General features: G+C 46.2%; 32 protein-coding genes. 20 read left to right on the forward strand and 12 right to left on the reverse strand.

Features of this window, described 5'->3' with window-relative positions:
• Positions 1 to 215: 215 nt before the first annotated feature.
• Positions 216 to 341 carry a hypothetical protein gene (locus tag PL85_RS18990; RefSeq protein ID WP_261676510.1) on the reverse strand — a complete coding sequence of 42 codons (126 nt, stop codon included), beginning with the start codon at positions 339 to 341 and terminating at the stop codon, positions 216 to 218.
• Between the two features lie 79 nt (positions 342 to 420).
• On the opposite strand from PL85_RS18990, the gene PL85_RS15450 reads away from it, so the two are divergent.
• From PL85_RS15450 to PL85_RS15480, 7 genes are all read left to right on the forward strand, one after another.
• The gene (locus tag PL85_RS15450) at positions 421 to 1797 is read left to right on the forward strand and encodes a PhoH family protein (RefSeq protein WP_041769059.1); all 1377 of its coding nucleotides are present in this window, start codon (positions 421 to 423) and stop codon (positions 1795 to 1797) included.
• Between the two features lie 116 nt (positions 1798 to 1913).
• The gene (argF, locus tag PL85_RS15455; protein ID WP_115339315.1) at positions 1914 to 2918 is read left to right on the forward strand and encodes an ornithine carbamoyltransferase; all 1005 of its coding nucleotides are present in this window, start codon (positions 1914 to 1916) and stop codon (positions 2916 to 2918) included.
• A gap of 337 nt (positions 2919 to 3255) precedes the next feature.
• Positions 3256 to 4185, forward strand: coding sequence for an aspartate carbamoyltransferase (pyrB, locus tag PL85_RS15460; protein ID WP_013855987.1), 930 nt, complete (start codon positions 3256 to 3258; stop codon positions 4183 to 4185).
• A gap of 16 nt (positions 4186 to 4201) precedes the next feature.
• Complete coding sequence (pyrI, locus tag PL85_RS15465) at positions 4202 to 4669, forward strand: aspartate carbamoyltransferase regulatory subunit (protein ID WP_010318833.1); 468 nt, start codon at positions 4202 to 4204, stop codon at positions 4667 to 4669.
• A 118-nt stretch (positions 4670 to 4787) separates the two neighbouring features.
• The gene (locus PL85_RS15470; protein WP_013855986.1) at positions 4788 to 5177 is read left to right on the forward strand and encodes a RidA family protein; all 390 of its coding nucleotides are present in this window, start codon (positions 4788 to 4790) and stop codon (positions 5175 to 5177) included.
• 191 nt (positions 5178 to 5368) lie between these two features.
• Positions 5369 to 5920, forward strand: coding sequence for a heme NO-binding domain-containing protein (locus PL85_RS15475; RefSeq protein WP_064625910.1), 552 nt, complete (start codon positions 5369 to 5371; stop codon positions 5918 to 5920).
• On the forward strand, positions 5913 to 6860 hold the full coding sequence (locus tag PL85_RS15480; protein WP_115339316.1) for a sensor histidine kinase: 948 nt from the start codon (positions 5913 to 5915) through the stop codon (positions 6858 to 6860). Before PL85_RS15475 ends, PL85_RS15480 begins: the two co-directional genes overlap by 8 nt.
• An 8-nt stretch (positions 6861 to 6868) precedes the next feature.
• On the opposite strand, the gene PL85_RS15485 is transcribed toward PL85_RS15480, so the two are convergent.
• From PL85_RS15485 to mlaF, 8 genes are all read right to left on the reverse strand, one after another.
• Complete coding sequence (locus PL85_RS15485; RefSeq protein WP_047690462.1) at positions 6869 to 7615, reverse strand: 1-acylglycerol-3-phosphate O-acyltransferase; 747 nt, start codon at positions 7613 to 7615, stop codon at positions 6869 to 6871.
• Between the two features lie 89 nt (positions 7616 to 7704).
• Positions 7705 to 8970 (reverse strand): UDP-N-acetylglucosamine 1-carboxyvinyltransferase, encoded by a 1266-nt coding sequence (gene murA / locus PL85_RS15490; RefSeq protein WP_026029130.1) that lies wholly within the window; start codon positions 8968 to 8970, stop codon positions 7705 to 7707.
• Positions 8971 to 8979: 9 nt separating this feature from the next.
• Positions 8980 to 9234, reverse strand: coding sequence for a BolA family iron metabolism protein IbaG (gene ibaG, locus PL85_RS15495; RefSeq protein WP_013855981.1), 255 nt, complete (start codon positions 9232 to 9234; stop codon positions 8980 to 8982).
• 13 nt (positions 9235 to 9247) lie between these two features.
• Positions 9248 to 9556: an STAS domain-containing protein gene (locus tag PL85_RS15500; protein ID WP_010318828.1), complete on the reverse strand. Its 309-nt coding sequence runs from the start codon at positions 9554 to 9556 to the stop codon at positions 9248 to 9250.
• A complete protein-coding gene (mlaC, locus tag PL85_RS15505; protein WP_269148016.1) occupies positions 9553 to 10200 on the reverse strand; it encodes a phospholipid-binding protein MlaC in 648 nt (215 codons plus the stop codon). The genes PL85_RS15500 and mlaC overlap by 4 nt, the downstream gene beginning before the upstream one ends.
• Positions 10201 to 10211: 11 nt before the next feature.
• Entirely contained in the window at positions 10212 to 10703 is a 492-nt protein-coding gene (mlaD, locus tag PL85_RS15510; RefSeq protein ID WP_115339317.1) for an outer membrane lipid asymmetry maintenance protein MlaD, read from the reverse strand.
• Positions 10704 to 10705: 2 nt separating this feature from the next.
• Entirely contained in the window at positions 10706 to 11497 is a 792-nt protein-coding gene (mlaE, locus tag PL85_RS15515) for a lipid asymmetry maintenance ABC transporter permease subunit MlaE (protein ID WP_115339318.1), read from the reverse strand.
• Positions 11494 to 12291: a phospholipid ABC transporter ATP-binding protein MlaF gene (gene mlaF, locus PL85_RS15520; RefSeq protein WP_026029128.1), complete on the reverse strand. Its 798-nt coding sequence runs from the start codon at positions 12289 to 12291 to the stop codon at positions 11494 to 11496. The genes mlaE and mlaF overlap by 4 nt, the downstream gene beginning before the upstream one ends.
• Before the next feature lie 271 nt (positions 12292 to 12562).
• Here mlaF and PL85_RS15525 point away from each other — a divergent pair, with 271 nt between their 5' ends.
• From PL85_RS15525 to mgtE, 12 genes are all read left to right on the forward strand, one after another.
• A complete protein-coding gene (locus tag PL85_RS15525; RefSeq protein ID WP_017046459.1) occupies positions 12563 to 13528 on the forward strand; it encodes a calcium/sodium antiporter in 966 nt (321 codons plus the stop codon).
• A 19-nt stretch (positions 13529 to 13547) separates the two neighbouring features.
• Positions 13548 to 14522, forward strand: coding sequence for an arabinose-5-phosphate isomerase KdsD (kdsD, locus tag PL85_RS15530; protein WP_115339319.1), 975 nt, complete (start codon positions 13548 to 13550; stop codon positions 14520 to 14522).
• On the forward strand, positions 14519 to 15076 hold the full coding sequence (kdsC, locus tag PL85_RS15535; RefSeq protein ID WP_088729161.1) for a 3-deoxy-manno-octulosonate-8-phosphatase KdsC: 558 nt from the start codon (positions 14519 to 14521) through the stop codon (positions 15074 to 15076). Before kdsD ends, kdsC begins: the two co-directional genes overlap by 4 nt.
• Complete coding sequence (gene lptC, locus PL85_RS15540; RefSeq protein ID WP_013855973.1) at positions 15073 to 15636, forward strand: LPS export ABC transporter periplasmic protein LptC; 564 nt, start codon at positions 15073 to 15075, stop codon at positions 15634 to 15636. The genes kdsC and lptC overlap by 4 nt, the downstream gene beginning before the upstream one ends.
• Positions 15617 to 16117 carry a lipopolysaccharide transport periplasmic protein LptA gene (gene lptA, locus PL85_RS15545; protein WP_013855972.1) on the forward strand — a complete coding sequence of 167 codons (501 nt, stop codon included), beginning with the start codon at positions 15617 to 15619 and terminating at the stop codon, positions 16115 to 16117. The genes lptC and lptA overlap by 20 nt, the downstream gene beginning before the upstream one ends.
• A 2-nt stretch (positions 16118 to 16119) precedes the next feature.
• The gene (gene lptB, locus PL85_RS15550; protein WP_013855971.1) at positions 16120 to 16845 is read left to right on the forward strand and encodes an LPS export ABC transporter ATP-binding protein; all 726 of its coding nucleotides are present in this window, start codon (positions 16120 to 16122) and stop codon (positions 16843 to 16845) included.
• A 51-nt stretch (positions 16846 to 16896) separates the two neighbouring features.
• Positions 16897 to 18357, forward strand: coding sequence for an RNA polymerase factor sigma-54 (locus PL85_RS15555; protein WP_064625916.1), 1461 nt, complete (start codon positions 16897 to 16899; stop codon positions 18355 to 18357).
• A 25-nt stretch (positions 18358 to 18382) separates the two neighbouring features.
• Positions 18383 to 18670 (forward strand): ribosome hibernation promoting factor, encoded by a 288-nt coding sequence (gene hpf, locus PL85_RS15560; RefSeq protein ID WP_013855969.1) that lies wholly within the window; start codon positions 18383 to 18385, stop codon positions 18668 to 18670.
• A gap of 2 nt (positions 18671 to 18672) precedes the next feature.
• Positions 18673 to 19119 (forward strand): PTS IIA-like nitrogen regulatory protein PtsN, encoded by a 447-nt coding sequence (gene ptsN / locus PL85_RS15565; RefSeq protein ID WP_013855968.1) that lies wholly within the window; start codon positions 18673 to 18675, stop codon positions 19117 to 19119.
• Between the two features lie 16 nt (positions 19120 to 19135).
• Complete coding sequence (rapZ, locus tag PL85_RS15570; protein WP_010318814.1) at positions 19136 to 19993, forward strand: RNase adapter RapZ; 858 nt, start codon at positions 19136 to 19138, stop codon at positions 19991 to 19993.
• A gap of 10 nt (positions 19994 to 20003) precedes the next feature.
• Positions 20004 to 20282 carry an HPr family phosphocarrier protein gene (locus PL85_RS15575; RefSeq protein ID WP_013855967.1) on the forward strand — a complete coding sequence of 93 codons (279 nt, stop codon included), beginning with the start codon at positions 20004 to 20006 and terminating at the stop codon, positions 20280 to 20282.
• A gap of 151 nt (positions 20283 to 20433) precedes the next feature.
• Positions 20434 to 21789, forward strand: coding sequence for a magnesium transporter (mgtE, locus tag PL85_RS15580; protein WP_013855966.1), 1356 nt, complete (start codon positions 20434 to 20436; stop codon positions 21787 to 21789).
• A gap of 97 nt (positions 21790 to 21886) precedes the next feature.
• Here the strand turns inward: mgtE and pmbA are convergent, their stop codons facing one another.
• On the reverse strand, positions 21887 to 23230 hold the full coding sequence (gene pmbA, locus PL85_RS15585) for a metalloprotease PmbA (RefSeq protein WP_010318811.1): 1344 nt from the start codon (positions 23228 to 23230) through the stop codon (positions 21887 to 21889).
• A gap of 108 nt (positions 23231 to 23338) precedes the next feature.
• Here pmbA and yjgA point away from each other — a divergent pair, with 108 nt between their 5' ends.
• The gene (gene yjgA, locus PL85_RS15590) at positions 23339 to 23866 is read left to right on the forward strand and encodes a ribosome biogenesis factor YjgA (RefSeq protein WP_010318810.1); all 528 of its coding nucleotides are present in this window, start codon (positions 23339 to 23341) and stop codon (positions 23864 to 23866) included.
• A 55-nt stretch (positions 23867 to 23921) separates the two neighbouring features.
• Here the strand turns inward: yjgA and thiQ are convergent, their stop codons facing one another.
• Positions 23922 to 24626 (reverse strand): thiamine ABC transporter ATP-binding protein, encoded by a 705-nt coding sequence (thiQ, locus tag PL85_RS15595; RefSeq protein WP_013855963.1) that lies wholly within the window; start codon positions 24624 to 24626, stop codon positions 23922 to 23924.
• Positions 24626 to 26215, reverse strand: coding sequence for a thiamine/thiamine pyrophosphate ABC transporter permease ThiP (thiP, locus tag PL85_RS15600; protein ID WP_115339320.1), 1590 nt, complete (start codon positions 26213 to 26215; stop codon positions 24626 to 24628). Before thiP ends, thiQ begins: the two co-directional genes overlap by 1 nt.
• Positions 26216 to 26217: the final 2 nt, after the last annotated feature.

Raw genomic sequence — 26217 nt, forward strand, 5'->3', positions numbered from 1 at the left:
TTTATTTGGAATGGATTGTATCGATCTGCTACCACGTGAAGGCAACCCCTAATTATGATTGTTGTTGGAGTGTGGTGCAGAAAAAGGTCGCTAATCTTACTTGATGGCGTGATACAGGTCACGTGTAAAGCGAAGGATAACCAAGATTTTTTTCTTCAACTTTTGGTTGACATCAAACTGTAAGAAATCGGTGGCATTTGTAGTAAACAAGGTTGCTATACTTGTTGTAACGATGCTTGCTTTGCCAGCCAAAAGGATGACTCTGGCACGAAGCATGCAGAACCAAACAGACAATGAGTATCAACACAGGCTTGCAGTAAGTCATCGAGCGATCGAGTCACTACCGGCATCCATTGATCGATAACCTCTACTTGCTGGCATCTTTTGTTAAGCACGCTGCGTAGCAGCAAGGAGACGCTTATGGGCGATACCGATCGGAAACTGTTTGTACTTGATACCAACATCCTGCTTCATGAACCTTTAGCCATTTACTCCTTCCAAGAGCATGACGTCGTCATTCCGATGACCGTTCTTGAAGAACTTGACCGGATCAAAGACAGCAAACGCGATGTTGCACGAGATGCGCGGGTCGCAATTCGTGCTTTAGAGCACTTATTTCACGATGCCACCCCAGACGAAATTACCGAAGGTATTCCATTCTCTAAAGAGGCCAGCAAGACGGGAACTATCTCGATTCTCGCCGACTTTGAGTTGCAAGAAACCGTCAAAGCCTTTGCTGACAAAGCCGGCGATAACCGTATCCTCAATGCTGTTCTTTACCTGCAAGCGAAACGAGCGCCACGCGCTGTGGTTCTCATCACCAAAGACATCAACATGCGATTGCGCGCTAAAGGTGCAGGCGTGCGCTATGTTGAGGATTACCGCACTGACCAATTGATTGATGATGTGCAGTACCTGACCAAAGGCTTCCAAGTTCGTGAAGGAAATTTTTGGAACAACGTCGATGAAGTTGAGAGTAGAACCGTCGGCGGAAAAGCCTTCCATACGTTAGATAAAGCGCCGTTTGATCCGACCTTTATTAATCAATATGTCATTGATGAAGAGAGCGATTTTGCGGCGCGCGTGCATGAAATCAACGCAGAAAAAATTACGCTGCTTGATATTGGCCGCGAGAGAATGATGCACCGCAAAGCGTGGGACATCACCCCGAAAAATATCTACCAAGCGATGGCTCTTGATGCCTTGCTTGATCCAAGCATTGATTTGGTGATTTTAACCGGAGCCGCTGGTAGCGGGAAAACGCTGCTCGCGATGGCCGCCGCTCTTGAACAAACCATTGAGAAGAAGATGTTCGATAAGATTATCGTCACCCGTAACACGCCAGATATCGGAGAATCGATCGGCTTCTTACCCGGAACAGAGGAAGAGAAAATGATGCCGTGGCTGGCGGCGGTTACGGATACATTGGAAGCCTTGCACAAAAACGATCACTGCACCGAAGGTTCACTCAAATACATCTGCGATAAAGCCAATATCCAGTTTAAATCGATCAACTTTATGCGTGGGCGCTCAATCCAAAATGCCTTTGTGCTACTCGATGAGTGTCAAAATTTAACCGCTTCTCAAATCAAAACTATCATCACGCGCTGTGGTGAGGGCACTAAAATTGTCTGTTCTGGTAACTTAGCGCAGATTGATTCCCACTACTTAACCCCGGTGACCTCGGGTTTGACCTACATGGTTGAGCGCTTTAAAAACTTTGAAGGCAGCGCCAACATTCACTTAAACGGCGTCGTTCGCAGCCGCTTGGCTGAATTCGCTGAAGAGAATTTATAGTCACATTAGGCGAGGTATTATTAATATCTCGCCTTTATTTTAAAATAATTATTCACAAATTTGGCATTTATATGTTTTACTAAGGCCATTCATCATTCACCGTTTAGGACTGGGATATGGCTTTCAATTTACGCAACCGCAACTTTCTCAAACTGCTCGATTTCACGCAGAAAGAGATCCAATTTTTGCTCGATCTCTCTGCTGATCTCAAAAAAGCGAAATACGCCGGATCAGAACAGAAAAGATTAGCGGGTAAAAATATTGCGCTGATTTTTGAGAAAGCCTCAACACGGACGCGATGTGCATTTGAAGTGGCCGCGTTTGATCAAGGCGCTCAAGTCTCTTACATCGGGCCATCAGGGTCGCAAATTGGTCATAAAGAGTCGATGAAAGACACCGCGCGCGTACTCGGAAGAATGTACGATGGCATCCAATATCGCGGTTTTGGACAAGAAATTGTCGAAGAGCTTGGCGCACATGCTGGCGTTCCTGTATGGAACGGGCTCACCAACGAGTTCCACCCAACACAGATTTTAGCTGACTTTTTAACCATGATTGAGCATGGCCGTGGTAAGCAGTTGCACCAAGTGTCACTGGCTTATCTAGGCGATGCGCGCAATAACATGGGCAATTCCCTGATGGTGGGCGCAGCAAAAATGGGCATGGATATTCGCCTTGTGGCACCCAAACAGTTTTGGCCAGAAGCATCACTCGTCACCACTTGCCAAGAAATTGCCAAGCAGACGGGAGCCAAAATCACGCTCACTGAAAATGTACAAGAAGGCGTGCAAGGATGCGATTTTCTCTATACCGACGTTTGGGTTTCCATGGGCGAATCAGCCGATGCATGGGATGAACGCGTGGCCTTAATGACACCTTACCAAATCAATATGAATGTGATTAAGCAAACTGATAATCCACAGGTAAAATTTATGCACTGCTTGCCTGCGTTTCATAACGACGAAACCACTGTAGGTAAAGAGGTGGCGGAAAAATATGGTATGAAAGGTTTGGAAGTCACCGAAGAGGTGTTTGAGTCTGAATATTCGATTGTGTTTGATGAAGCTGAAAACCGCATGCACACCATCAAAGCTGTGATGGTCGCGACTCTCGGCGCTTAAAAAAAACAAGGCAACAATGGATCGAAGCCCGATGAACTTACATGAGTAAGTGATTCGGGTGAGTGAAAACAGCTAACGCCGCGACAGTGCCAATGATGAAGAGGATTATGAGGTAATCGCTTGCGCTCACACAACGAAAGCGTATAATTCCCAGCAATTTGTCTGAGGGGTAGCTATGAAAACGGACGTTGTTATTCACATCTACAACGCAATTCGATTCAATGTAGGTCAGCGTGCTGACTTACTGGGCGCGTTATTTTTCCCCTCTCTTGATTTTTAAAGCCTCCCTATTGGGGGGCTTTTTTATGGCTACTAGAAAATTATAGGGAAGACGACCATGGTGAATTCGCTTTATCAAAAGCACATTATTTCGATTCCGGAGCTCTCTCGTGACGAGCTGGAATTGATTGTGAAAACCGCAGGCCAACTCAAAGCGGAACCAAAACCAGAGCTGATCAAGCACAAAGTGGTAGCAAGCTGCTTTTTTGAGCCGTCGACTCGTACTCGTTTGTCTTTTGAAACCGCTATTCAACGCATCGGCGGCAGCGTGATTGGCTTTGATAATGGTGGCAATACGTCACTGGCGAAAAAAGGCGAAACATTGGCCGATTCTGTACAAGTGATCTCCTCTTATGTGGATGCGTTTGTGATGCGCCACCCCCAAGAAGGCGCAGCACGTTTAGCCTCTGAATTTTCAAACGGCGTTCCTGTGATTAACGCTGGCGACGGTGCTAACCAGCACCCAACCCAAACACTGCTTGATTTGTTCACCATTGCCGAAACACAAGGCCGTTTAGATAACATTAATATCGCCTTTGTTGGCGACTTGAAATATGGCCGTACCGTCCATTCTTTAACCCAAGCTTTGGCTAAATTTAACCACATTCGCTTCTTCTTTGTTGCGCCGGATGCGCTGGCTATGCCTGACTATATTTGCGAAGAGTTAGATGATGCAGGCATTGAGTACAGCCTGCACACCGATATGGAAAGCGTTATTCCACAGTTAGATATTCTGTATATGACGCGCGTCCAAAAAGAGCGCTTTGATGAATCAGAGTACGCGCACATTAAATCGGCGTATATTTTAACAGCCGCCATGCTTGAAGGTGCGCGTGATAACTTAAAAGTGCTGCATCCGCTTCCGCGCGTGGATGAAATCACCGTTGATGTGGACAAAACGAAGCACGCTTACTTCTTCCAACAAGCAGAAAACGGGGTCTACGCCCGTGAAGCTTTGCTGGCGCTTGTGTTAAACGAAACCCTGTAATAAAGGAGCCCCAACCATGACTAAAGAGACTCAATTGCAGGTTGAAGCCATTAAAAACGGCACGGTTATCGACCACATTCCTGCGCAAATCGGTATTAAAGTATTAAAGTTATTCGATATGCACAATTCTCATCAACGTGTCACGATTGGCTTAAATTTACCCTCTTCCGCGCTGGGCGCAAAAGATCTGCTGAAGATTGAAAATGTGTTCATTAATGAAGCCCAAGCCAATAAATTAGCACTTTATGCACCGCATGCGACTGTCAACCAAATCGAAAACTACCAAGTGGTGAAAAAGCTAGCGTTGACACTGCCTGAGCAGATCAATGATGTTTTTGCCTGCCCAAACAGCAACTGTATTTCCCACAATGAACCGGTCGAAAGCAGCTTTAAGGTTTTCGAAAAGAAAAACGATATTCGTTTGAAATGTAAGTATTGTGAGAAAGTTTACTCACGTGAGATTGTGACCGAACGCGAGTCATAATTAACCCCGTTTAAGTCTATCGATGCCTCACTTTAGTGGGGCATTTGCACTTTACCTGCCGTTTCTTTAAAGGCAAACTGACGCCTACCCTTCCCATAAAAACAGATGGAACACAATCATGACTAAAGTACTTCATACCGAATCAGCTCCTGCCGCAATTGGCCCTTATGTACAAGGTGTCGATCTTGGCAATATGGTGCTAACTTCAGGGCAAATTCCAGTCAACCCAGTCACCGGCGAAGTGTCAGCAGATATCGCAGTGCAGGCTCGTCAATCTCTCGACAACGTAAAAGCCGTGGTGGAATCGTCTGGCTTAACAGTTTCTGACATCGTAAAAATGACTGTATTTGTTAAAGATCTGAATGATTTTGGCACAGTGAATGAAGTCTACGGTAAGTTTTTTGATGAACATAACGTGGCAAACTACCCAGCGCGTTCATGCGTAGAAGTCGCTCGCTTACCCAAAGATGTGGGTATTGAAATTGAAGCGATTGCGGTACGTAAATAAGTATTGCTCATAATCAGCACAGTGTAAGCACCACCAGCATACCACTCTGACGTGAATGTGCTTTTTCAAACCTCGAACCCCGTTCGAGGTTTTTGTTTAATCCAAAAAAAATCAATTTTTACACCTCACACTTGCTACTTTAGGGTTAGTCACCAACACTTATCATACTTTGAACCGTTCGAGGTAGTGAAATGCAAGGGATTATCTATACCGTTCTTTCTGATTTAGTCATCGAAAAATTTGGCGCACTGTTTTGGGATCAAATGCTCGAGGATTTAAAACCTAGCTCTCAAGGCATATACACCGCTGGAGAGCAATACTCCGATGACGAACTGCTTGCAATGGTGGCTTATTTGAGCGAGAAGAAAAACATCCCCACCGATGATTTAGTCAGGCTTTATGGACAATACCTATTTTCTCGCCTGTACAACAGCCTTCCTGAAAATTACCCAAATAAAAACAACTTATTAGAGTTTTTGATTTCGGTCGATCAAGTGATCCATAAAGAAGTGAAGCGGCTCTACCCTGATGCCTATTTGCCGCAATTTCAATATAAAAGCGAGGGCGATCGATTAACCATGTATTACACCTCGAAAAGAAAATTATGCGCTGCGGCGGAAGGACTCATCATCGGCGCTTCAGAACAATTTGGTGAAGAAGTCGAAATCGAGCAGCCCCAATGCATGCATCATGGTGCTTCATTTTGTGAAATTGTTGTCACCTTTAAGGGCAAACATGAGTGAAATAGAGCAATACCAACGCATTTATGAGCGTGAGCGTCAGGCTCGTTTGCTGGCAGAGCGGTTACTGCAAGAAAAAAGCCGCGAGCTCTACGATAAAATTTTAGAGCTGCAAGAGACTCTAGATCAACTTCATAGCGCGCAAGCACAGCTTGTACAATCAGAAAAAATGGCCTCCGTCGGTCTGCTGGCGGCTGGCGTTGCTCACGAGATCAATAACCCAATCGGTTTTTGTCTGAGTAATTTAAATACGCTGCGTGATTACTCTCACGCCTATATAGGAATTGTCGCTTTGGTAGCACAGCACAAAGCCGAAATTGCTAACACGGATTTCTACCGCAATTATCAAGATTATTATCAACGCCATGATATTGGTTTTGTCGAAAGTGATTTAACTGACATGCTTCAAGAGACTTCGGGTGGATTGCTCCGCGTAAAAGACATTGTCACTAGCCTACAAAGAGTTTCTCACTCTAGTGATGGCCGATTTGTCGAGTGTGAGTTAAATTCGTGTATTGAATCGACACTACACATGGTCTGGAACCAATTTAAATATACGATGGAAGTCGAGCAGCGATTGGATGAGGCTTTGCCGAAAATCAATGGGATATCAGCAGAGCTACAACAAGTGTTTATGAACCTATTTATTAACGCCTCTCACGCTTGCGAAGCACAAGGAAAGTTAACGATTAGCACCGATTCTGTGGTCGAAAAAGGGAAACGCTGGGTGAGGGTCACTGTGGCGGATAATGGGCATGGCATGAATCAAGACATCATCAACAAGGTGTTTGATCCTTTCTTCACCACCAAACCTGTCGGCGTAGGGACGGGTTTGGGTTTATCGATTTCATACAGCATTGTTGAAAAGCATGGTGGGAAAATGCAGGTCGAATCTGAAGTGGGACAAGGTACCACCTTCATACTTCTTTTTCCCACCATTTAGTAAAGCGGTTACTGACTGCGTGATGTGACTTTCTTACCATCAAGCATCGCCACTTCTTCATCCAGCTGCGCTAATTTGGCCATCATCTGCTCACGGCATAATGTCGCTAATTCCCGTAAATTTTCTTTTCCATATCCTTCAATACCGATCGGTGGCAGCATCTCAACAATCACATGACCATTGTCCCAACGGTTAAGCTTAATATCATTAGTTGAGCTGCAAACGATGGGGATAATCGGTACACCTGCGCCAATTGCCGCATGAAATGCACCCATTTTAAAGGGCAGCATGCCACGGCCACGCGAGCGAGTACCTTCTGGAAACATCCACACAGACACATCACTGGTTTTTATGCTATCGACAACTTGATCAATGGTGCCTTTGGCTTTGTTGCGATTGGATCTATCAATTAAAATATTCCCTGCTAACCAATACAACTGACCAAACACAGGTGTCCAAACTAAACTTTTTTTCCCTACTGTCACAACTTTCGGCGTTACCGCCGCAGCAACAGTACACAGATCCCAGTTATTTTGATGATTCGCAATGTAGATGTGCTGGCCACGTTGATAAGCATCTTCTGGGATACGCAGTTCTAATTTAATACCCATCAATTTTGACATGCGGGCGAATAAACGCCCAAACGTAAATACATGTTTTGGATTGCGTGGGCTAAGTAAGCAGTAACCACATCCAAAAACAAACATCACAATGGCAAACAGTGCGACTGCCAATAGACGCAAAAGAGCAATCATTTCAGTTCTCCATGGAACAAAGATAAAAAACGAGCAAGGATAAAAAAGCCGAAACCCAGAGATTTCGGCTCCATTGCATGAGCGAGAGTTTAACTGCTGACTTGAATGCGCTCAATATTAGCGCCAAGAGCCGACAGTTTATCTTCAATTCTTTCGTAACCGCGATCGATATGGTAGATGCGATCGACGATGGTTTCACCTTTTGCGATACAACCGGCAATCACTAGGCTGGCTGAGGCACGTAGATCGGTCGCCATCACCTGCGCGCCACTCAACGATTCCACATCACCACAAATCACTGTATTCCCTTCAATCTCCGCTTTTGCTCCCATACGCATCAGTTCAGGAACGTGCATAAAACGGTTTTCAAAGATGGTTTCAGTGATCTTGCCACCACCTTTTGCCATCATATTGAGTAGGGTAAATTGTGCTTGCATATCGGTTGGAAAGCCAGGATGAGGCGCAGTGCGAATCGAAACCGCCTTAAGCTCTTTTCCGGTCATATCAAGGCTTATCCAGCCCTCACCTGTTTCAATCTCAGCGCCCGCTTCTTCCAGTTTTGCTAACACGGCCTCTAACAAATGCGAGTGAGTGTTGTGGCAAACAATTTTTCCGCGAGAAACAGCCGCCGCGACTAAAAACGTGCCCGTTTCAATGCGATCAGCCACAACAGCGTGTTTACCACCACCCAAACGTTCAACACCTTCAATGGTAATGGTATCGGTGCCTGCACCGGACACTTTTGCACCCAGCTTATTCAAAAACAGTGCGGTATCGACAATTTCAGGCTCACGCGCAGCGTTGTCGAGCACGGTTGTGCCTTCGGCAAGGGTTGCGGCGCACATAATGGTAATGGTGGCACCCACGCTCACTTTATCCATGACGATGTGTGCACCTTGTAGACGACCTTCGACACTGGCTTTCACGTAGCCATCTTCTAAGGTGATGGTGGCACCAAGCTGCTCTAAACCGTGAATATGCAGATCGACAGGACGAGCGCCAATGGCACAGCCTCCAGGTAGCGAAACTTGGCCATAACCAAAACGAGCCACTAATGGACCGAGAGCCCAAATAGAAGCACGCATCGTTTTGACTAAATCATACGGCGCGCAATATTCATCAATTTGACTAGGGTCGACATGAACTGAGCCATTACGTTCGACTTTAGCGCCTAAACGTTTGAGTAGTTCCATTGTGGTATCAATATCACGAAGGTGTGGCACATTGGCCACTTCTACTGGCTCAGAGGCCAAAATAGACGCAAATAAAATAGGCAGTGCAGCGTTTTTGGCACCTGAAATGGTCACTTCACCTTGAAGAGGTTGTGTTGACCCAATAACTCGAAACTTTTCCATCAATAAACCTTACAGCGACATCAACTTTTTATCACGAGCCCACTCTGTTGGTGTGAACGCTTTAATAGAAAGGGCATGAATGTCGTTTCTTTGAATGTACTCCATCAGTGGAGCATAAATTAGTTGTTGTTTTTTAACGCGACTCATCCCTGCAAAACAAGCATCAACAGCGATAACTTCATAGTGGCTACCTTCACCTTTGACGTGGATCTCTTCAAGGTTTAGTGCTTGTTCTAATAACTGTTGTACTTTTGCGCTATCCACAATGTTCCCCTGCTTAATTCTTTATATGTTGAGCCATTAAACGATCAATGTTGCTCAATTGGAATAGTGTGCGCAGTTGCTCTGGCACGAAACTGAGCATTATATGACAGTTTCGTTTTTTTGCATGCTCTATTAGGTGGATTAACATCACCATTCCGGCAGAGTCTATGCGCTCAACGTTTTTCAGTTCAATCTCAAACTGTGTACTCACCGGGTTCCATTTTTGGATAAACGCCCATAAATCAGGCACATGCTCTCTGTCTAATGCGCCCGACAAAGCCGCAATCGGCATATCAGTTTGATGCCACTGCGGATGAATCATTGCGCTTTACCTTCAAAACGGATCGGCTGATCCGCCAATTGTTGCAGTTCATTGGCAACCGCTAAGATGCCATCTTGGCGAATTTTACCGCTCCATTCAGATTGCTTACTGGAGAGCAAACTCACTCCTTCTGCAATCATATCAAAGACTTGCCATTCGCCATTCTTCTCTTTGCGCAATTTAAACTCAAGCTTGATGTTCGGTCGTGGCGTATCAATAATATCCACCTTCACGCTGGTAATGCGTTTATCATCCGACACCGCCTGTTCAGGCTCGAACTCAATAATTTGGTTACTGTATTGAGTCAATACTTGCGCATATGCACTGACAAGATAGGCACGAAATGCGGTGATGAAAGTTGCGACATCTTCACGCTTGGCCCCTTTTAAGTTTGGGCCCAATAACTTCAGTGCCGCATACTGCTCATTGACGTAAGGCATCAGCTCCTGTTCCACGATTTCTTTCAAATATTCAGGATGATGGTGAATCGCTTCTTGTTCGGCTTTCAAACGAGTAAATGCCGTTTCAGACACCTGCTTCATCATGGTATAGGGCTGGGTTTTATCCACATTGGCCGCTTGCACAAACATGGCGGCAACGAGGGTAAATACAAAAATCAACGTCCGTTTAAACTCTGTTGTTATAAACACTGTTGTTACTCCTTACCTTTTTCTTGTGAGCCACCACCGACGCTATACAGCACTTGGCCAATCAAATCTTCTAATACGAGGGCGGATTTTGTGTCTTCAATTAAGTCGCCCTCTTTTAACATCTGTTCATCTTCAAAGACAAACCCGGGCACAAGCCCAATGTACTGCTCACCAATCAATCCAGAAGTTAGAATTTGCACACTCGACGTTTCTGGAAATTGATCATATTGACTATTAATAGCCATAGTAACCACAGGCAGCAAGCTCTTTCTATCGAGTTTAATCTCGGCCACTCGCCCAACGACTACACCACCCACTTTGACTGGCGAGCGCACTTTTAAACTACCGATATTGTCAAATTCAGCTTTCAATTGGTAAGTATGGTTGGAACCCAACCCTTTTACGTCAGCGACCTGAAAAATCATCACCAGAATTGCGCAAATTCCAGCAAGGACAAAGCTACCGACCCAAAGTTCTATTTTTCGTGTTTGCTGCATGATTAATTCCCAAACATCAATGCGGTGAGTACAAAGTCTAGCCCTAATACAGCTAAAGACGAATGCACTACGGTTCTTGTGGTGGCACGGCTAATACCTTCCGAGGTTGGAATAGCATCGTAACCGTTAAACAGTGCAATCCAAGTCACTGTGATGGCAAACATCACGCACTTGATCATACTGTTGCCAATATCTTGCCCTAGCTCTACCGATGACTGCATCGCAGACCAAAAACTGCCGTGATCAATCCCTTTCCAATCCACGCCAACAAGCTGGCCTCCCCAAATTCCGACCGCCATAAAAATCATCGCTAGCAACGGCATTGATATTAGCCCAGCCCAAAAGCGAGGAGCGATAATACGTTTGAGCGGATCAACCGCCATCATCTCTAAACTGGAAAGCTGCTCGGTGGCTTTCATCAGGCCGATCTCAGCGGTAAGTGCAGAACCAGCACGCCCAGCAAACAGCAGCGCAGTCACCACGGGCCCAAGTTCACGCAATAAAGAGAGTGCAACCATCTGCCCAAGGCTACCTTCCGCGCCGTAATCGACCAAAATCACATAGCCTTGCAGGCTCAACACCATGCCAATGAACAAGCCAGAAACGACAATAATCGCCAGCGACTGAACACCAACACTGTAGAGCTGCTTCACTAACAATGGAAAATTCTGAATAGGCCGTGGGCGGCTCACTAATGCGCCAAACAGCATCAAGCTCGCTTTGCCAAAGGCTTGGCAAAATTCGAGCGTACGGCGACCGAGCCCTTCAATCCAGTCAATCAATGTAGACATCATGAGAATAAATCCTTTTCTAGGCTTTGCGCTGGAAAGCGAAATGGTACTGGGCCATCAGCCTCGCCTTGTAAAAATTGTTGTACGCGAGGATCGCTATTTTGATAAAGATCGTTTGGCGTTCCTTTGGCAATCACTTTGCCGTCAGCCAGCAAATAAACCCAATCGGCAATGCTCATCACTTCAGGAACATCATGAGAGACCACTATCGAGGTCACCCCCAAAGCTTGATTCAAATTGCGGATCAACTCCACCAGCACGCCCATGGTGATCGGGTCTTGCCCCACAAACGGCTCATCATACATGATCAGTTCCGGATCCAGCGCAATCGCGCGCGCTAATGCTGCCCTTCTTGCCATGCCACCGGATAATTCGCTCGGCATAAGCAAGGCGGCACCGCGCAGACCAACCGCTTCTAATTTTAGTAAAACTAATGTTTTAATCAGCGATTCATCTAATTGAGTGTGTTCACGTAAAGGGAAAGCCACATTATCGAACACATTTAAATCGGTGAATAACGCGCCCGACTGAAACAACATGCTCATTTTTTTACGAGCTTGATACAGCTTTTTGCGACTGAGCATCGGGATGTTTTGTTTGTCGAACCAAATCTCACCTTGTTCAGGAAACAGTTGTCCGCCAATAAGACGTAGCAAAGTAGTTTTACCAATACCCGATGGCCCCATAATGGCGGTAATTTTTCCTTGCGGAACGCTGAGACTCACGTCATCGAAAATCTTCCGTCCTGAACGGGAGAAGGTTAAATTCTTGATTGTGACAAGATCGTTGATTGGCATCATGAGTGTTTCACTATTGTTGTCCGCCCCAAAATGATGGGCAATCATAAGCATAACGTTCTAAAATTAAAAGCACTGTTCAATTACATCCTAAAGTAAAGCATCATCTTTCGCCAAAACAATCTTCCGGTCATTTATTGATGGATAGCTAACTAAACCATGAATTGAACGTAATTAATTGGATCTTCAGCTTCCCTTTTCGCAACCAACACGTCAAAATTAGCGGTTAATTGCATCATTTTTTCACTCATTTCATTAATTAGGTATCATCATGATCGAAGCGGTAGCGTTTCTCATTGTAGGTTTGGTGTTTTTAGTCTGGAGCGCTGACAAGTTAGTCTTTGGTTCTGCCGCGCTTGCTCGCAACTTCGGCATCTCGCCATTAGTGATCGGCATGACTATTTTAGCAATGGGATCATCAGCACCAGAGATGATGGTATCGGCAACGGCCGCTTTGGATGGGAAAACCGATACTGCCGTCGGTAACGTGCTCGGTTCTAACATCGCTAACATTGCTTTGATCTTGGGTATTACAGCACTCATCAAACCGCTTTCCGTCAGTTCTGCGGTACTCCGCCGTGAACTGCCGCTGATGATTGCGGTCACACTACTTGCTGGTGCGTTATTGTGGGATAACCACTTAGGATTCTATGAAGGAGTGTTGCTGTTTGCACTTTTCGCCGTGTTTATCATCGCGATGCTCCGCATTAGCCGTAACGAGCAAAAAAATGGTGACGCTCTGCTTACCGAGCAGGAATCTGAAATACCGCAGGGCGTGAGCAACGCAAAAGCGGCTATTTGGGTAGTGATTGGGCTTATCATCCTGCCGATTGCTGCCAGCGTGTTAGTCGATAACGCCGTCATTATCGCTAAGTTTTTTGGCATGAGCGACTTGGTCATTGGCCTGACGATCATCGCTGTTGGGACCAGCTTGCCAGAATTGGCCGCCTCACTCACAAGTGTGTTGAAAGGCGAAGATGATATGGCAGTGGGCAACATTATTGGCTCGAACGTATTCAATATTCTTGCCGTGATGGGCTTACCCGGCATTCTTAATCCATCGATACTCAGTGAGCATGCGATGGGACGCGATTTTTGGGTGATGCTTGGCGTATCTCTGCTACTGGTTGCCATGGCTTTAGGGAAATCGCGTAGTATTAACCGCATTGAGGGAGGCGTGCTCTTCCTCGCTTTTATCGGATACCAAGCTTATCTACTTATGAATATGACCGCTTAACCCAAACTCGGAGTATCGAATGTCGAATCAGTTTGATTATCGCAGTGTTGCACAGCAAGTTCTCGCCACCGAAATGGCGGCTTTACAGCAGCTAGAGCAATACTTTGACTACTCATTTTGCCAAGCGTGTGAAATGATCATTGCCAATGATCACGGCAAAGTGGTGGTGATGGGTATGGGTAAATCAGGCCATATCGGTAAAAAAATTGCCGCGACCTTAGCCAGTACTGGCACTTCGGCATTTTTCGTACATCCAGGAGAAGCGGCGCACGGTGATCTTGGTATGATCGAGCGTGGCGACATCGTAATTGCTATTTCAAACTCTGGCGAATCCTCGGAAATTTTATCACTGTTTACTGTGCTAAAACGGCTCAATATTCGCATCATCAGCATGACAGGCAACCCGTCATCGAATATGGCAAAGTTGGCCGATCTTCATTTGCAAATCACAGTCCCACAAGAGGCATGCCCGCTTGGCCTTGCGCCAACCTCCAGCACCACAGCAACGCTAGTGATGGGCGATGCGTTAGCCGTCGCACTCTTGCAAGCACGCGGCTTTACCGCTGAAGATTTTGCGCTGTCTCATCCCGGTGGGGCTTTAGGTCGAAAATTGTTGCTCAAGCTCTCTGATATCATGCACATTGGCGATGCACTACCAACAGTGCAACCAAATGCATTGATCCGCGATGCCTTACTTGAGATCAGTCAAAAAGGCTTGGGGATGACCGCGGTAGTAGACAGCAACATGCAGCTTATTGGCATCTTTACTGATGGCGATTTACGCCGCATCTTAGACAAACGAATCGATATTCACAGCGCAGCAATCAGCGAGGTGATGACGCAAAACCCAACGGTAGCAAACCCTAACATGCTCGCGGTCGAAGGGTTAAACCTAATGCAAGATAAACGAATCAATGGCTTGATGCTGTGCGAAAATGGCACATTGGTCGGTGCATTAAACATGCACGATTTGCTCAAAGCAGGAGTGATGTGATGACCATGATTAATACACTCTACGGCCCGGTCTCACTGCCTATTCTCGACATAGCTAAGCAGATAAAACTGCTGATCTGCGATGTGGATGGCGTCTTCTCTGATGGCTTAGTTTATATGGGCAATCAAGGCGAAGAGCTAAAAACCTTCCACACTCGAGATGGCTACGGCATAAAATCATTGATGAATGCTGGCATTGAAGTGGCGATCATCACAGGTAGGCAGTCAAAAATTGTCGAAAACCGTATGGCCGTATTAGGCATTACACTGGTTTATCAAGGTCAGGATGACAAGGTCAAAGCCTATAACGACATTTGTCGCCAGCTCAATATTGCCCCAGAACACACGGGGTATATCGGTGATGACTTGATTGATTGGCCGGTAATGGAAAAAGTCGCGCTGAGAGTCTGTGTCGCGGATGGTCACCCGCTATTAGTTAAACGCGCAAACTACGTGACCCATATAAAAGGTGGGCATGGCGCTGTACGCGAAGTGTGTGATTTGATTTTGCAAGCTCGCGGTGAGTTAGATGTGCACAAAGGCTTAAGTGTATGAGTTTATCTCGTGTCCTCTATGTGATACTGATTTTTATCGCATCGTGGTCAGCCTATTACTTGTTCGATAAAGAACAAAATACCGATATACAAGTTGCTCCAAACTTGGAGTTACCGTCGTTTAGTGGAAAAAATCTCGACAACACCACCTATAACGAGCAAGGTATCCGCAGCTACATCATTCAATCGACGCATCTGGATCATTACGCAAAAAGTGGCGACACCATTTTCGAGTACCCGATACTCAAAGTCTTCCGTGATGGTATTTTGCAAGAGTGGGAGATTACCGCCAAACGCGGCGTACTCGATGAAGAGCAAGTACTCACACTGTATGACGACGTACTGGCAAAAAACCTATTAGCAGATTCTGGTTTTGATACGCTTTCAACCATTAAGATGAGCATTCAACTCAATAATCGCGATTTTTGGGCCGATAATCAGGTCGATTTGGTTGGGCCACAATTCGAAACACAAGGACAAGCGATGAAAGGCAATTTTGCCGACAATACCGCTATTCTTTATAACCATGTACAAGGTAGATATGAAACTCTCACACCTTAGTCTTATTGCTTGTTTAGCGATTTCTGGTCACGCATTGGCATTGTCCACCGATAATGCTCAACCGGTTTACATCGATTCTGACAGCCAACAGCTCGACATGAAAAGCAACAAAGTGACTTTCCTTGGTGATGTCAAACTCAAACAAGGCAGTATCAGTATCAACGCCGACAAAGTGATTGTAACCCGTGATGCAAAAGATGGCTCCATTCAAGAAATTGAAGGATATGGCAACCTCGCCACTTTTTCGCAATTAACCGATGATGGCAAAACCTTGTATGGTGAGGCGAAAGAGCTCTATTACAAATTGGCCGATGATCAGTTGACGATGATCGATCAAGCCATGTTGTCACAAGATGATAGCATCATCCGTGGTACGAAAATTCGCTACAAAATTTCGTCACAGAAGCTGATGGCTGATGGTAACTCTAACGAGCGAGTATCGACCGTGCTTCAACCGCAAGCCACTACGACACAAGAATAATTATGGCCATACTTAAAGCAGAACATTTAGCGAAAAGCTATAAAAAACGCAAAGTCGTCTCTGACGTCAGCTTGCAAGTAGAATCGGGGCAGATTGTTGGCTTACTCGGCCCTAACGGCGCAGGAAAAACCACATCGTTTTACATGATCGTCGGCCTTGTCGCTCGTGATGAAGGTAAGATCAGCATTGATGATCACGACATCAGCATTTTACCCATGCACAGTCGCTCACGCTTAGGGATCGGCTACTTACCTCAAGAAGCGTCTATTTTCCGAAAATTATCGGTCGAAGATAACATCATGGCGGTACTTGAAACCCGTGAATCGATGACCCGTGAAGAGCGCCAAGATAAACTCGAAGATCTACTAGAAGAATTTCACATTCAACATATCCGCCATAGTGCGGGAATGGCGCTATCGGGTGGTGAACGTCGCCGAGTTGAAATTGCCCGCGCTCTTGCCGCAAACCCACAATTTATTTTGCTTGATGAACCCTTTGCAGGGGTCGATCCCATTTCCGTTATCGACATTAAAAAGATCATCCAACACCTGCGAGATCGTGGCTTAGGCGTTTTAATCACAGACCACAACGTTCGAGAAACATTGGACGTCTGTGAAAAAGCCTATATTGTAAGCCAGGGTCGTTTGATCGCAGAAGGTACACCACATGACGTGCTCAATAATGAAGAGGTAAAACAAGTTTATCTCGGTGAACAATTCCGTCTATGATTAAGTAGAGAGTGACATCAATTCTAAAAATAATAAGGTAACTGGCACTGAATGAAACCCTCATTACAACTGAAGCTCGGCCAACAATTAGCGATGACACCGCAGTTACAACAAGCCATTCGTTTGTTGCAACTCTCCACATTGGAACTCCAGCAAGAGATCCAAGAGGCTCTAGAGTCTAATCCATTATTGGATGTTGAAGAGGCCTATGAAGAGAATGCCACCGCCGATGTTCATAGCATCAATGAGGAAAAAGAAGCCAGTGCTGAGGTGTTAGATATTGAGCCACAAGACAGCTCTGACTTAATTGAAAAATCCGAAATCAGCAGCGAGCTTGAGATCGACACCACATGGGATGATGTCTACAGCGCGAACACAGGCAGCACAGGGATCGCCCTTGATGATGACATGCCCGTGTACCAAGGTGAAACAACGCAAACCCTGCAAGATTATCTACTGTGGCAATTAGATCTCACACCGTTTAGCGACACCGACCGCAGCATTGCTCTTGCCTTGATTGACGCCATCGATGACTACGGTTATCTCACCGTTTCTTTGGATGATATTTTAGAAAGCTTTGCCGATGAAAATATTGAGCTTGATGAAATTGAAGCCGTTCGTAAACGTGTTCAGCAGTTTGATCCCCTCGGTGTGGCTTCAGTCAACCTTCAAGACTGCCTGCTTTTACAATTAGCGACCTACCCTGCCAGTACCCCTTGGTTAGAAGAAGCTAAACAGCTGCTGATCCAACACATTGATCTGCTCGGCAACCGTGACTACAAGTTGATCATCAAAGAAACCAAGTTAAAAGAAGAAGATCTGCGAGAGGTATTGCAGCTCATCCAACAACTTGACCCAAGACCGGGAAATAACATTTCAACCGAGCATGCCGAATACGTTGTGCCTGACGTGTCTGTTTACAAAGATCACGGCAAATGGGTGGTCACAATAAACCCCGACAGCGTACCAAAACTTAAAATAAATCAACAATATGCAGCATTAGGCAAAGGTAACAGTGCCGATAGCAACTACATTCGCAGCAATTTGCAAGAAGCAAAATGGCTTATTAAGAGTTTAGAAAGTAGAAACGAGACACTGCTCAAAGTTGCCAAGTGTATTGTTGAACATCAACGTGATTTCTTTGAGTATGGTGAAGAGGCGATGAAGCCAATGGTACTCAATGACGTTGCTTTAGCGGTAGAAATGCATGAATCCACCATATCAAGGGTGACAACGCAGAAGTACATGCATACTCCGCGTGGTATTTTCGAATTGAAATACTTCTTCTCCAGCCATGTCAGTACCGACAGCGGGGGAGAGTGTTCATCGACTGCAATACGAGCACTGATTAAAAAACTGGTTTCCGCTGAAAATACAGCCAAACCATTAAGTGACAGTAAAATTGCAGATCTACTGGCTGACCAAGGGATTCAGGTAGCTAGACGGACGATAGCTAAATACCGTGAATCGTTGGGCATTGCTCCATCGAGTCAGCGCAAACGCCTACTGTAAGGCACAAAACAGAGAAGGAAAGTCTATGCAAATCAACATTAATGCCCATCACATTGATCTGACCGATTCAATGCAAGACTATGTAAACTCGAAGTTTCAAAAACTTGAGCGATTTTTTGACCATATCAATAACGTACAGGTTGTTTTACGTGTTGAAAAAGTACAACAGATCGCTGAAGCTACGCTCCACATAAATCAAGGTGATATCCACGCCGTGGCCGACAATGAAAATATGTATGCTGCCATTGACAGTTTAGTGGATAAACTCGTAAGACAACTCAACAAGCATAAAGAAAAGCTAAGTAGTCATTAATCATGCAATTAAGCGAAGTACTCTCATTGGACTGCACGAAAAGTGCGGTCCAATGCACCAGTAAAAAAAGAGCCCTAGAAATCATTAGCGAAATCGCTGCTGAGTATTCAGGTCAAAATTCCACCGAGCTGTTTGAATGCATGCTCAGCCGAGAAAAAATGGGCAGTACTGGTATTGGTAATGGCATCGCCATTCCTCATGCAAGAATGACCAACAGTGATCGTGCCATTGCCGTTTTGCTGCAGTGTGAAGAACCGATTGAGTTTGATGCCATTGATAATCGACCTGTCGATCTACTGTTTGCGTTGCTCGTTCCTGAAGAGCAGTGCAAAGAGCATTTAAAAACGCTCGCTTGTATGGCCGAGCGCCTCAATGACAAACAAGTTTTAAAACAGCTTCGAAGTGCACAAAGCGATCAAGAGCTGTACGACATCATGACTAACCAATAACCACCGAGCCGAAACTATGCGTTTAATCGTTGTGAGTGGTCAATCAGGCGCAGGGAAAAGCGTTGCTTTACGAGTACTGGAGGATCTCGGCTACTATTGTGTCGATAACCTTCCCGTCAACTTGTTGGATGCGTTTATTCAATCAGTCCAAGGCAGCAAACAAAATGTCGCGGTGAGTATTGATATCCGTAACTTGCCCCAGGAGCCTAGTTTGGTTGCGGATGTTTTAGAGCAGCTAAAACAGAATAACGACGTTAGTGTGCTGTTTCTCGATGCCAGTAAAGAGACACTACTCAAGCGCTACAGCGAAACGCGTCGTATCCATCCTCTCTCATTAAACGCCGATAAACCTTCGCTTGCGCAAGCGATTGAATTGGAAAAGTCGCTGCTTGCGCCGCTCAAAGAGCAAGCCGATTTAGTGCTCGATAGCAGTAATCAATCGTTGCATGAGTTGAGCGAAACCGTACGCATGCGAATTGAAGGACGTGAGCGCAAAGATCTGGTGATGGTCTTTCAGTCTTTTGGCTTCAAATATGGACTACCCAGCGATGCAGACTACGTGTTTGATGTGCGTTTTTTACCCAACCCACATTGGGAACCCGATCTTCGCCCATTAACTGGCCTGGATGCACCAATTAAGTCGTTTCTTGAACGCCATAGTGAAGTAATTGAACTTAAACAACAAATTCAAAAGTTTGTTGAATACTGGCTACCGATGCTCGAAAAAAACAACCGCAGTTATCTCACAATTGCGATTGGTTGCACCGGTGGTAAGCACCGCTCCGTTTACCTGACTCAACAGCTTGGCGAGTACTTTGCTCAATTAGGTCACCAAGTACAGATACGCCATACATCATTAGAAAAACAGCAATAGGAGCGATGGTATGCCACTATTAAGTAAAACGGTTTTAATCCAAAATCGCTTGGGCCTTCATGCTCGTGCAGCCGTTAAGCTGGTTGAACTGTCGCAATCTTTTGATGCGGTGGTCACCATTCAAAGTGAAGAAGGAAAAGAAGCCACTGCAGATAGTGTAATGGGTTTATTGATGCTCGAATCCGCACAAGGTCAATACATCACCATCAATGCTGAAGGCTCACAAGCAGAGCCTGCTTTGCAAGCGGTTAGTTCGCTGATTGAACATAAATTCGATGAAGACGAGTAAGCACAAGGCTTACACTCCACTCTCCCACAGACAGCGCATGCGCGCCCCTGATAGTCAAAATAAATTCAGTGCTTAATAAGAACTTATTAAATAAGGCCTAGAATTAAGTTACTATTCAACACATTGTAAGAATCCTAAGTAGGGGGAAACCATGGCCGAGCAAATTGAATTTGATCAAGCTCACCTAACCCTCCAAGAAGTCAGCGAAGCTTTAGAAAATGGTCGTTTTGTCCATGTCCGTCGCCAATTGCAGGACATGGAGCCAGAAGATATTGCTCACCTCTTAGAAGCCTCTCCACGTAAAAGCCGGGAGGTGTTATGGCAACTCACCGACCCAGAAGACTACGGTGAAATCCTTGATGAGCTCAACGAAGACGTCAAAGATGCCCTAGTTTCCAAAATGGCACCCGAAAAACTTGCAGAAGCGACCGAAGGCATGGACACCGATGACGTGGCCTATGTACTGCGTAGCTTGCCAGATGACGTGTCACGCGAAGTGCTTTCGCAGATGGACAGCGCTGATCGCCAGCGCGTTGAAACCGCACTCTCCTATTCAGAGGAAACAGCCGGCGGGATCATGAATACCGACGTGATCACCATTCGTGGTGATGTTGATATTGACGTGGTTTTACGCTATTTACGCATGCGCGGCGATCTGCCCGAAGCAACCGATGCACTTTACGTGATTGACGATGAAAGTAAGCTGATTGGGCATCTCTCACTCACCACCTTGCTGACCACGCAACCGGATATTCCAGTAAGTGAAGTCATGGATGATGCCGATGAGGCGATTTTGGTCACCACCAGCGACTCAGATGTTGCCAGCCTGTTTGAACGTCGCAACTGGGTGTCCGCGCCTGTGGTGGATGAAAACCAGCACTTGGTCGGTCGGATCACCATTGATGACGTCGTTGACATCATTCGTGAAGATGCCGAACACTCAATGATGAGCATGGCTGGTATGAACGATGACGAAGATACCTTTGCTCCGGTAGTCAAATCCGCACGTAAACGGACCATCTGGCTTGGGGCAAATGTTTTGGCCGCCCTCGCCGCAGCCTCTGTTTCTAACATGTTTGAAGCAACACTGGATCAAATGGCCGCCATTGCCGTGCTAATGACCATAGTGCCCTCAATGGGTGGTGTCGCAGGTAACCAAACCGTGGCCTTGGTCATTCGTGGTTTAGCATTGGGACATATCGGTGACAGTAACCAACGCGAATTGCTATTCAAAGAAGCGGCAATCGGTTTTTTAAATGGCATCATGTGGGCTACCATTATTGGCGGCATTGTGGTGGCATGGAAAGGCAATTGGATGCTTGGCGGCATCATTTCCGCAGCAATGATGGCCAACCTACTCATTGCCGGGATCGCCGGCGTCACCATCCCAATTTTACTGAAAAAAATGAAAATCGACCCGGCTCTTGCTGGCGGAATGGCGTTAACAACCGTCACCGATGTGGTTGGGCTTTCGGTCTTTCTCGGCTTGGCGACCATTTTGATGTAGCCATATTTTGATGTAACCCTATAGTGATACATACTCAAACCACCCATAAAAAAAGCTTGGTTGTTATACCAAGCTTTTTTATATTCAGCTTAAGCGATTATTCGCCCGCAATTTTCATCGATTCAAGTAAAATAGACCCAGTTTGGATTTGCGAGCGTGTTTCGACATCACTCCCTACCGCCACCATTTGCTGGAACATATCTTTCAAATTGCCCGCGATAGTAATCTCAGATACAGGGTATTGAATCACACCGTTTTCAACCCAGAAACCAGCGGCGCCACGCGAATAATCACCTGTCACTGCATTAACACCTTGGCCCATCACTTCAGTGACTAACAAGCCTGTACCCAACGCTTTGAGCATCTGCTCAAAATTTTGCCCTGTGGATTGAACATACCAGTTATGGATGCCACCCGCATGACCAGTTGGAGTCATCTTCATTTTACGAGCGGCATAGCTGCTCAGAAGATAAGTCGAGAGCACGCCATCGGTAATGATTTGGCGGTCTTGCGTAAACACCCCTTCACTATCAAATGGGCTTGATGCCAACGCACGTAATACATGGGGTTTTTCGGCAATATTGAACCAATCGGGTAAAATTTTCTCGCCTAACTTATCAAGTAAAAAGGAAGATTTACGATACAAGCTGCCACCACTGATCGCCATCACCAAATGGCCAATCAAACCTGTCGCTACATCCGCGGCAAACATCACCGGAACTTTGCCCGTCTTCAGTTTTTTTGCATCTAAACGGCTGATGGTTTTTTCTGCGGCTTGTTGCCCGACCAGCTCTGGCGACCATAAATCGTCGCGGTGACGAGCAACGGTATAGCTATAATCACGCTCCATCTCACCATTTTTACCCTCACCGATCACGCAGCAGCTAATGCTATGACGGCTAGAGGCATAACTCGCGAGTAAACCATGGCTATTACCATACACCTTCACACCGTAATGGCTGTCATAACTTGCGCCATCACTTTGTTTGATCTTGTTGCTGTAAGCTAACGCTTTCTCTTCTGCAGCAATGGCAATTTTAGCGGCCATGTCCGGGTTAGGTTCATCGGGATGGAAGAGATCTAAATCAGGAATATTTCGCACCATTAACTCTTTAGGTGCAGGGCCTGCATAAGGATCTTCAGAAGTGTAAAGCGCAATATCAAGCGCTGCAGCGACCGTCTGCGCAATTGCTTTTTCACTGAGATCTGACGTCGACGCACTGCCTTTACGTTGCCCACGATACACAGTGATGCCTAATGCCCCATCACTGTTAAATTCTACGTTTTCAACTTCACACATTCGCGTCGAAACACTCAGGCCGGTACTTTTGGTGATCGCCACTTCGGCAGCATCAGAACTGAGCGCAGCCATCTCTAATGCCTTAGCAACCGCCGCTTCAAGTTCGATGCGCTGCTGAGCAACTTGTTGTTTTACGTCCATATCTCATCAATTATTAGCAAACAATGTCATTAGGATAACAAGAATTTCGCTTTCTCCCCACGATTCTTGCTAAAATAGCTGACATACATAACTCAATAGATGAAGAAAATGGCGCGTAAGAATCAAAAAGCTCCTTGGGAAGAAGAAGAGGAGATCATTTGGGTTAGCAAAACCGAAATGAAAAACGACATGACTGAGCTACAAAAACTGGGTGAAGAGCTGGTTGCTCTGAAGCCGTCTCAGTTAGCAAAAATCCCGATGTCTGAAGATTTGATGGATGCCATCAAAGATGCTCAGCGTTTTAGCATGGAAGCCAGACGCCGCCAACTGCAATACATTGGAAAAATGATGCGTACCATCGATGCCGAACCAATTCAAGCGGCATTGGATAAACTGCGTAACAAGCACTCACAAAATACCGCCATGCTGCACAAGCTCGAACAGATGCGTGATCGTATTGTGGAGAAAGGTGACAGCGCGATTGAAGATGCGATGGCACTCTATCCAGAGATGGATCGTCAACGTCTGCGCCAATTAGCGCGTCAAGCAAATAAAGAGAAAGCCAACAGCAAACCACCAAGAGCATCACGAGAGATTTTCCAAGTGCTCAGAGAGCATAACGATAAGTCAGTGTAACCTGTCATAGTGCTGATTAGACGCAAAAACCTCACCTAAACGTGTGAGGTTTTTTTTATTCCCCTGCACGCACAAAATCACTGAGCTGCGCGTCTGCGTGTTGCGCAGAAAGTGCCTCAATGCGATCACTCACTAACACATGTCCTTGAGCCATAAACGCAAAATGGCTCGCAATCGCTTTGGCATCACTGATGTGGTGCGTCACCATCACTACAGTGATCTCTCTTTCTGCGGCTAACTGCTTAACCAAAAGCAGCATCTCTTCTCTGAGCAGCGGATCCAAGGCGGAAAAGGGCTCATCCAGCAGCCAGATAGGATGTGGTTGTACAAAACAGCGCGCCAGAGCAACTCGTTGACGCTGCCCCCCTGAGAGCTGCTCAGGCAAGCGATCAAGTAGCGCAGCCAAACCCACTTGCTGCGCGGCGCACTCCACTAACGCCTTTTGCGAAGTGGTTAATTTCAGCCCCGGATGTAACCCAAGGCTAATATTTTCACGCACAGTGAGATGGGCAAAAAGATTGTGCTCTTGAAACAGCATCGAAAAAGGACGCAAGTGTGGCTCCTGCCCAAGTAAGGATTGCCCTTGCACTTGGATATCGCCGCTTTTCGGTGCAATAAAGCCCGCAACTAAGCTCAGTAAAGTTGACTTGCCCGCGCCACTTGGCCCCATCAAAGAGAGAATCGCCCCTCGCGGTACAGAAAGCGAAAATTCAAACCACTCCTGTTGATACTCATAATGTACGGCCTTGAGTTCTAACATTACTTTACCTTTGAATGTGAGTGAAATAACCGCTCAATGAGGGCAAAACACCCCACACTGAGTAGCAACAGCGTAAGAGAAACCACCGCCGCCGCTTGCATTTGGTAACTGCCCAGCAGTTGGAACAGGTAAAGCGGTAAGGTTCTAAACTCTTGGCTACCAAATAGAGCAATCGCACTTAAATCCCCCATTGAGAGCAAAAAGCTGATCGCAAAGGCATGCGCTAAGGGTTTACGCAACGCACGCAGCTCAATCACTTGCAAACGCTGCCACCCTTTAATGCCAAGGCTGGCACATAACCATTGATATTGCTGCGCGATATGCAGCATAGGTTGCGCCAATGTTTTCAACACATACGGCAATGCCATTAAGCCATTGACGAAAAAAACCACCCAATACGCTAGGCTAAATGCATCGGTCCAGATACGCAGCAACAGAAAAAGCCCGGTGCTGATAACAAGCCCTGGCGTGACCAAAATAATCGCGCCAATCAACTCTAGTTGGTCCGCCTTACGGTTGTGCTGCTGCAGGCGACAAGCGCGAGTCGTGATGAGTATGGCAACCCCAGCCGAAACAGCAACCACGCTTGCCAATAATGCCACTTGCAGTGAAGCCCAAAGCGCACGCCAGAATTGCTCATCGCTCAAGACGTGAAAAAGCTGCGAATTTAAACCGCTCAAGATGACCATCACCAACGGCGGAAGTACTAACAGCAGCGCAAGAAAGATCCACGCGCCGTCCCAAAATTGCGCTTTTCGATTGTCTCGACTAACCACATAATCACTCGCTTGACGCCCTGTGGTGATGGCTAACGGCTTCGCTAGACGTGAAATGGATAGAGACAGCAGCCCGCATAACAGCATCTGCCACAGCGCAAGCAGCGCGCCGGCTTGTAAATCAAAATCAAATTTGATCGCCTGATAAATCGCCAGCTCAATCGTGGTAGATTTAGGCCCGCCGCCAAGTGCCATCACAGTGGCAAAACTGGTAAAACAGAGCATGAACACCAAACCACAGACATGAGAAAGCTGCTGACGCAAACGCGGCCATTCAACCCAACGAAATTTGTGCCAATGACTCATGCCAAGATGCGCGCATAACTTATGTTGTTCTGCCGGGATCGACTCTAACGCTTGCAGCAATAAACGGCTGGCATACGGGAGATTAAAAAACAGATGCGCCAGTAAAATACCGTTTAATCCGTAAATGGAAAACGGCAGTTTGCTATCAAACCACGCGAGCAGCGAGGCGAGCAGACCGCTATTACCATAAATGGCCAACAAACCAAATACGCCCACCAGCACCGGAAGCACTAAGGTCGTTGCAAACAATTTGATCAGCAGCGCACGTCCCCAAAATAGACGACGGTAAAGTGCGTGAGCAACAGGAACCGCGAAACCAACACTGAGCAGCATCGACAAGCTGGCTTGGTAAAAACTAAATTGAGTAACATGGCGATAATACGGGTCTTGCCATACGTGCATCACATTTAAGCTGGGGGCTTGTAACAGCAACGCCGCTAACGCACTGATGACAAAGGTCGCGACAAGCATCGCGACCCCAATACCTATTTTAGGAATAGCATTCAAAC

It is taken from the genome of Vibrio anguillarum (assembly GCF_001989995.2).
Lineage (GTDB): Bacteria > Pseudomonadota > Gammaproteobacteria > Enterobacterales > Vibrionaceae > Vibrio > Vibrio anguillarum.

Bases quoted from the DNA above. Each gene is read 5' to 3' on its own strand.
- PL85_RS15450 (WP_041769059.1), top strand. From the start codon at position 421: ATGGGCGATACCGATCGGAAACTGTTTGTACTTGATACCAACATCCTG.
- argF (WP_115339315.1), top strand. From the start codon at position 1,914: ATGGCTTTCAATTTACGCAACCGCAACTTTCTCAAACTGCTCGATTTC.
- pyrB (WP_013855987.1), top strand. From the start codon at position 3,256: ATGGTGAATTCGCTTTATCAAAAGCACATTATTTCGATTCCGGAGCTC.
- pyrI (WP_010318833.1), top strand. From the start codon at position 4,202: ATGACTAAAGAGACTCAATTGCAGGTTGAAGCCATTAAAAACGGCACG.
- PL85_RS15470 (WP_013855986.1), top strand. From the start codon at position 4,788: ATGACTAAAGTACTTCATACCGAATCAGCTCCTGCCGCAATTGGCCCT.
- PL85_RS15475 (WP_064625910.1), top strand. From the start codon at position 5,369: ATGCAAGGGATTATCTATACCGTTCTTTCTGATTTAGTCATCGAAAAA.
- PL85_RS15480 (WP_115339316.1), top strand. From the start codon at position 5,913: ATGAGTGAAATAGAGCAATACCAACGCATTTATGAGCGTGAGCGTCAG.
- PL85_RS15485 (WP_047690462.1), bottom strand. From the start codon at position 7,615: ATGATTGCTCTTTTGCGTCTATTGGCAGTCGCACTGTTTGCCATTGTG.
- murA (WP_026029130.1), bottom strand. From the start codon at position 8,970: ATGGAAAAGTTTCGAGTTATTGGGTCAACACAACCTCTTCAAGGTGAA.
- PL85_RS15500 (WP_010318828.1), bottom strand. From the start codon at position 9,556: ATGATTCATCCGCAGTGGCATCAAACTGATATGCCGATTGCGGCTTTG.
- mlaD (WP_115339317.1), bottom strand. From the start codon at position 10,703: ATGCAGCAAACACGAAAAATAGAACTTTGGGTCGGTAGCTTTGTCCTT.
- mlaE (WP_115339318.1), bottom strand. From the start codon at position 11,497: ATGATGTCTACATTGATTGACTGGATTGAAGGGCTCGGTCGCCGTACG.
- mlaF (WP_026029128.1), bottom strand. From the start codon at position 12,291: ATGCCAATCAACGATCTTGTCACAATCAAGAATTTAACCTTCTCCCGT.
- PL85_RS15525 (WP_017046459.1), top strand. From the start codon at position 12,563: ATGATCGAAGCGGTAGCGTTTCTCATTGTAGGTTTGGTGTTTTTAGTC.
- kdsD (WP_115339319.1), top strand. From the start codon at position 13,548: ATGTCGAATCAGTTTGATTATCGCAGTGTTGCACAGCAAGTTCTCGCC.
- lptC (WP_013855973.1), top strand. From the start codon at position 15,073: ATGAGTTTATCTCGTGTCCTCTATGTGATACTGATTTTTATCGCATCG.
- lptA (WP_013855972.1), top strand. From the start codon at position 15,617: ATGAAACTCTCACACCTTAGTCTTATTGCTTGTTTAGCGATTTCTGGT.
- lptB (WP_013855971.1), top strand. From the start codon at position 16,120: ATGGCCATACTTAAAGCAGAACATTTAGCGAAAAGCTATAAAAAACGC.
- PL85_RS15555 (WP_064625916.1), top strand. From the start codon at position 16,897: ATGAAACCCTCATTACAACTGAAGCTCGGCCAACAATTAGCGATGACA.
- hpf (WP_013855969.1), top strand. From the start codon at position 18,383: ATGCAAATCAACATTAATGCCCATCACATTGATCTGACCGATTCAATG.
- ptsN (WP_013855968.1), top strand. From the start codon at position 18,673: ATGCAATTAAGCGAAGTACTCTCATTGGACTGCACGAAAAGTGCGGTC.
- rapZ (WP_010318814.1), top strand. From the start codon at position 19,136: ATGCGTTTAATCGTTGTGAGTGGTCAATCAGGCGCAGGGAAAAGCGTT.
- PL85_RS15575 (WP_013855967.1), top strand. From the start codon at position 20,004: ATGCCACTATTAAGTAAAACGGTTTTAATCCAAAATCGCTTGGGCCTT.
- mgtE (WP_013855966.1), top strand. From the start codon at position 20,434: ATGGCCGAGCAAATTGAATTTGATCAAGCTCACCTAACCCTCCAAGAA.
- pmbA (WP_010318811.1), bottom strand. From the start codon at position 23,230: ATGGACGTAAAACAACAAGTTGCTCAGCAGCGCATCGAACTTGAAGCG.
- yjgA (WP_010318810.1), top strand. From the start codon at position 23,339: ATGGCGCGTAAGAATCAAAAAGCTCCTTGGGAAGAAGAAGAGGAGATC.
- thiQ (WP_013855963.1), bottom strand. From the start codon at position 24,626: ATGTTAGAACTCAAGGCCGTACATTATGAGTATCAACAGGAGTGGTTT.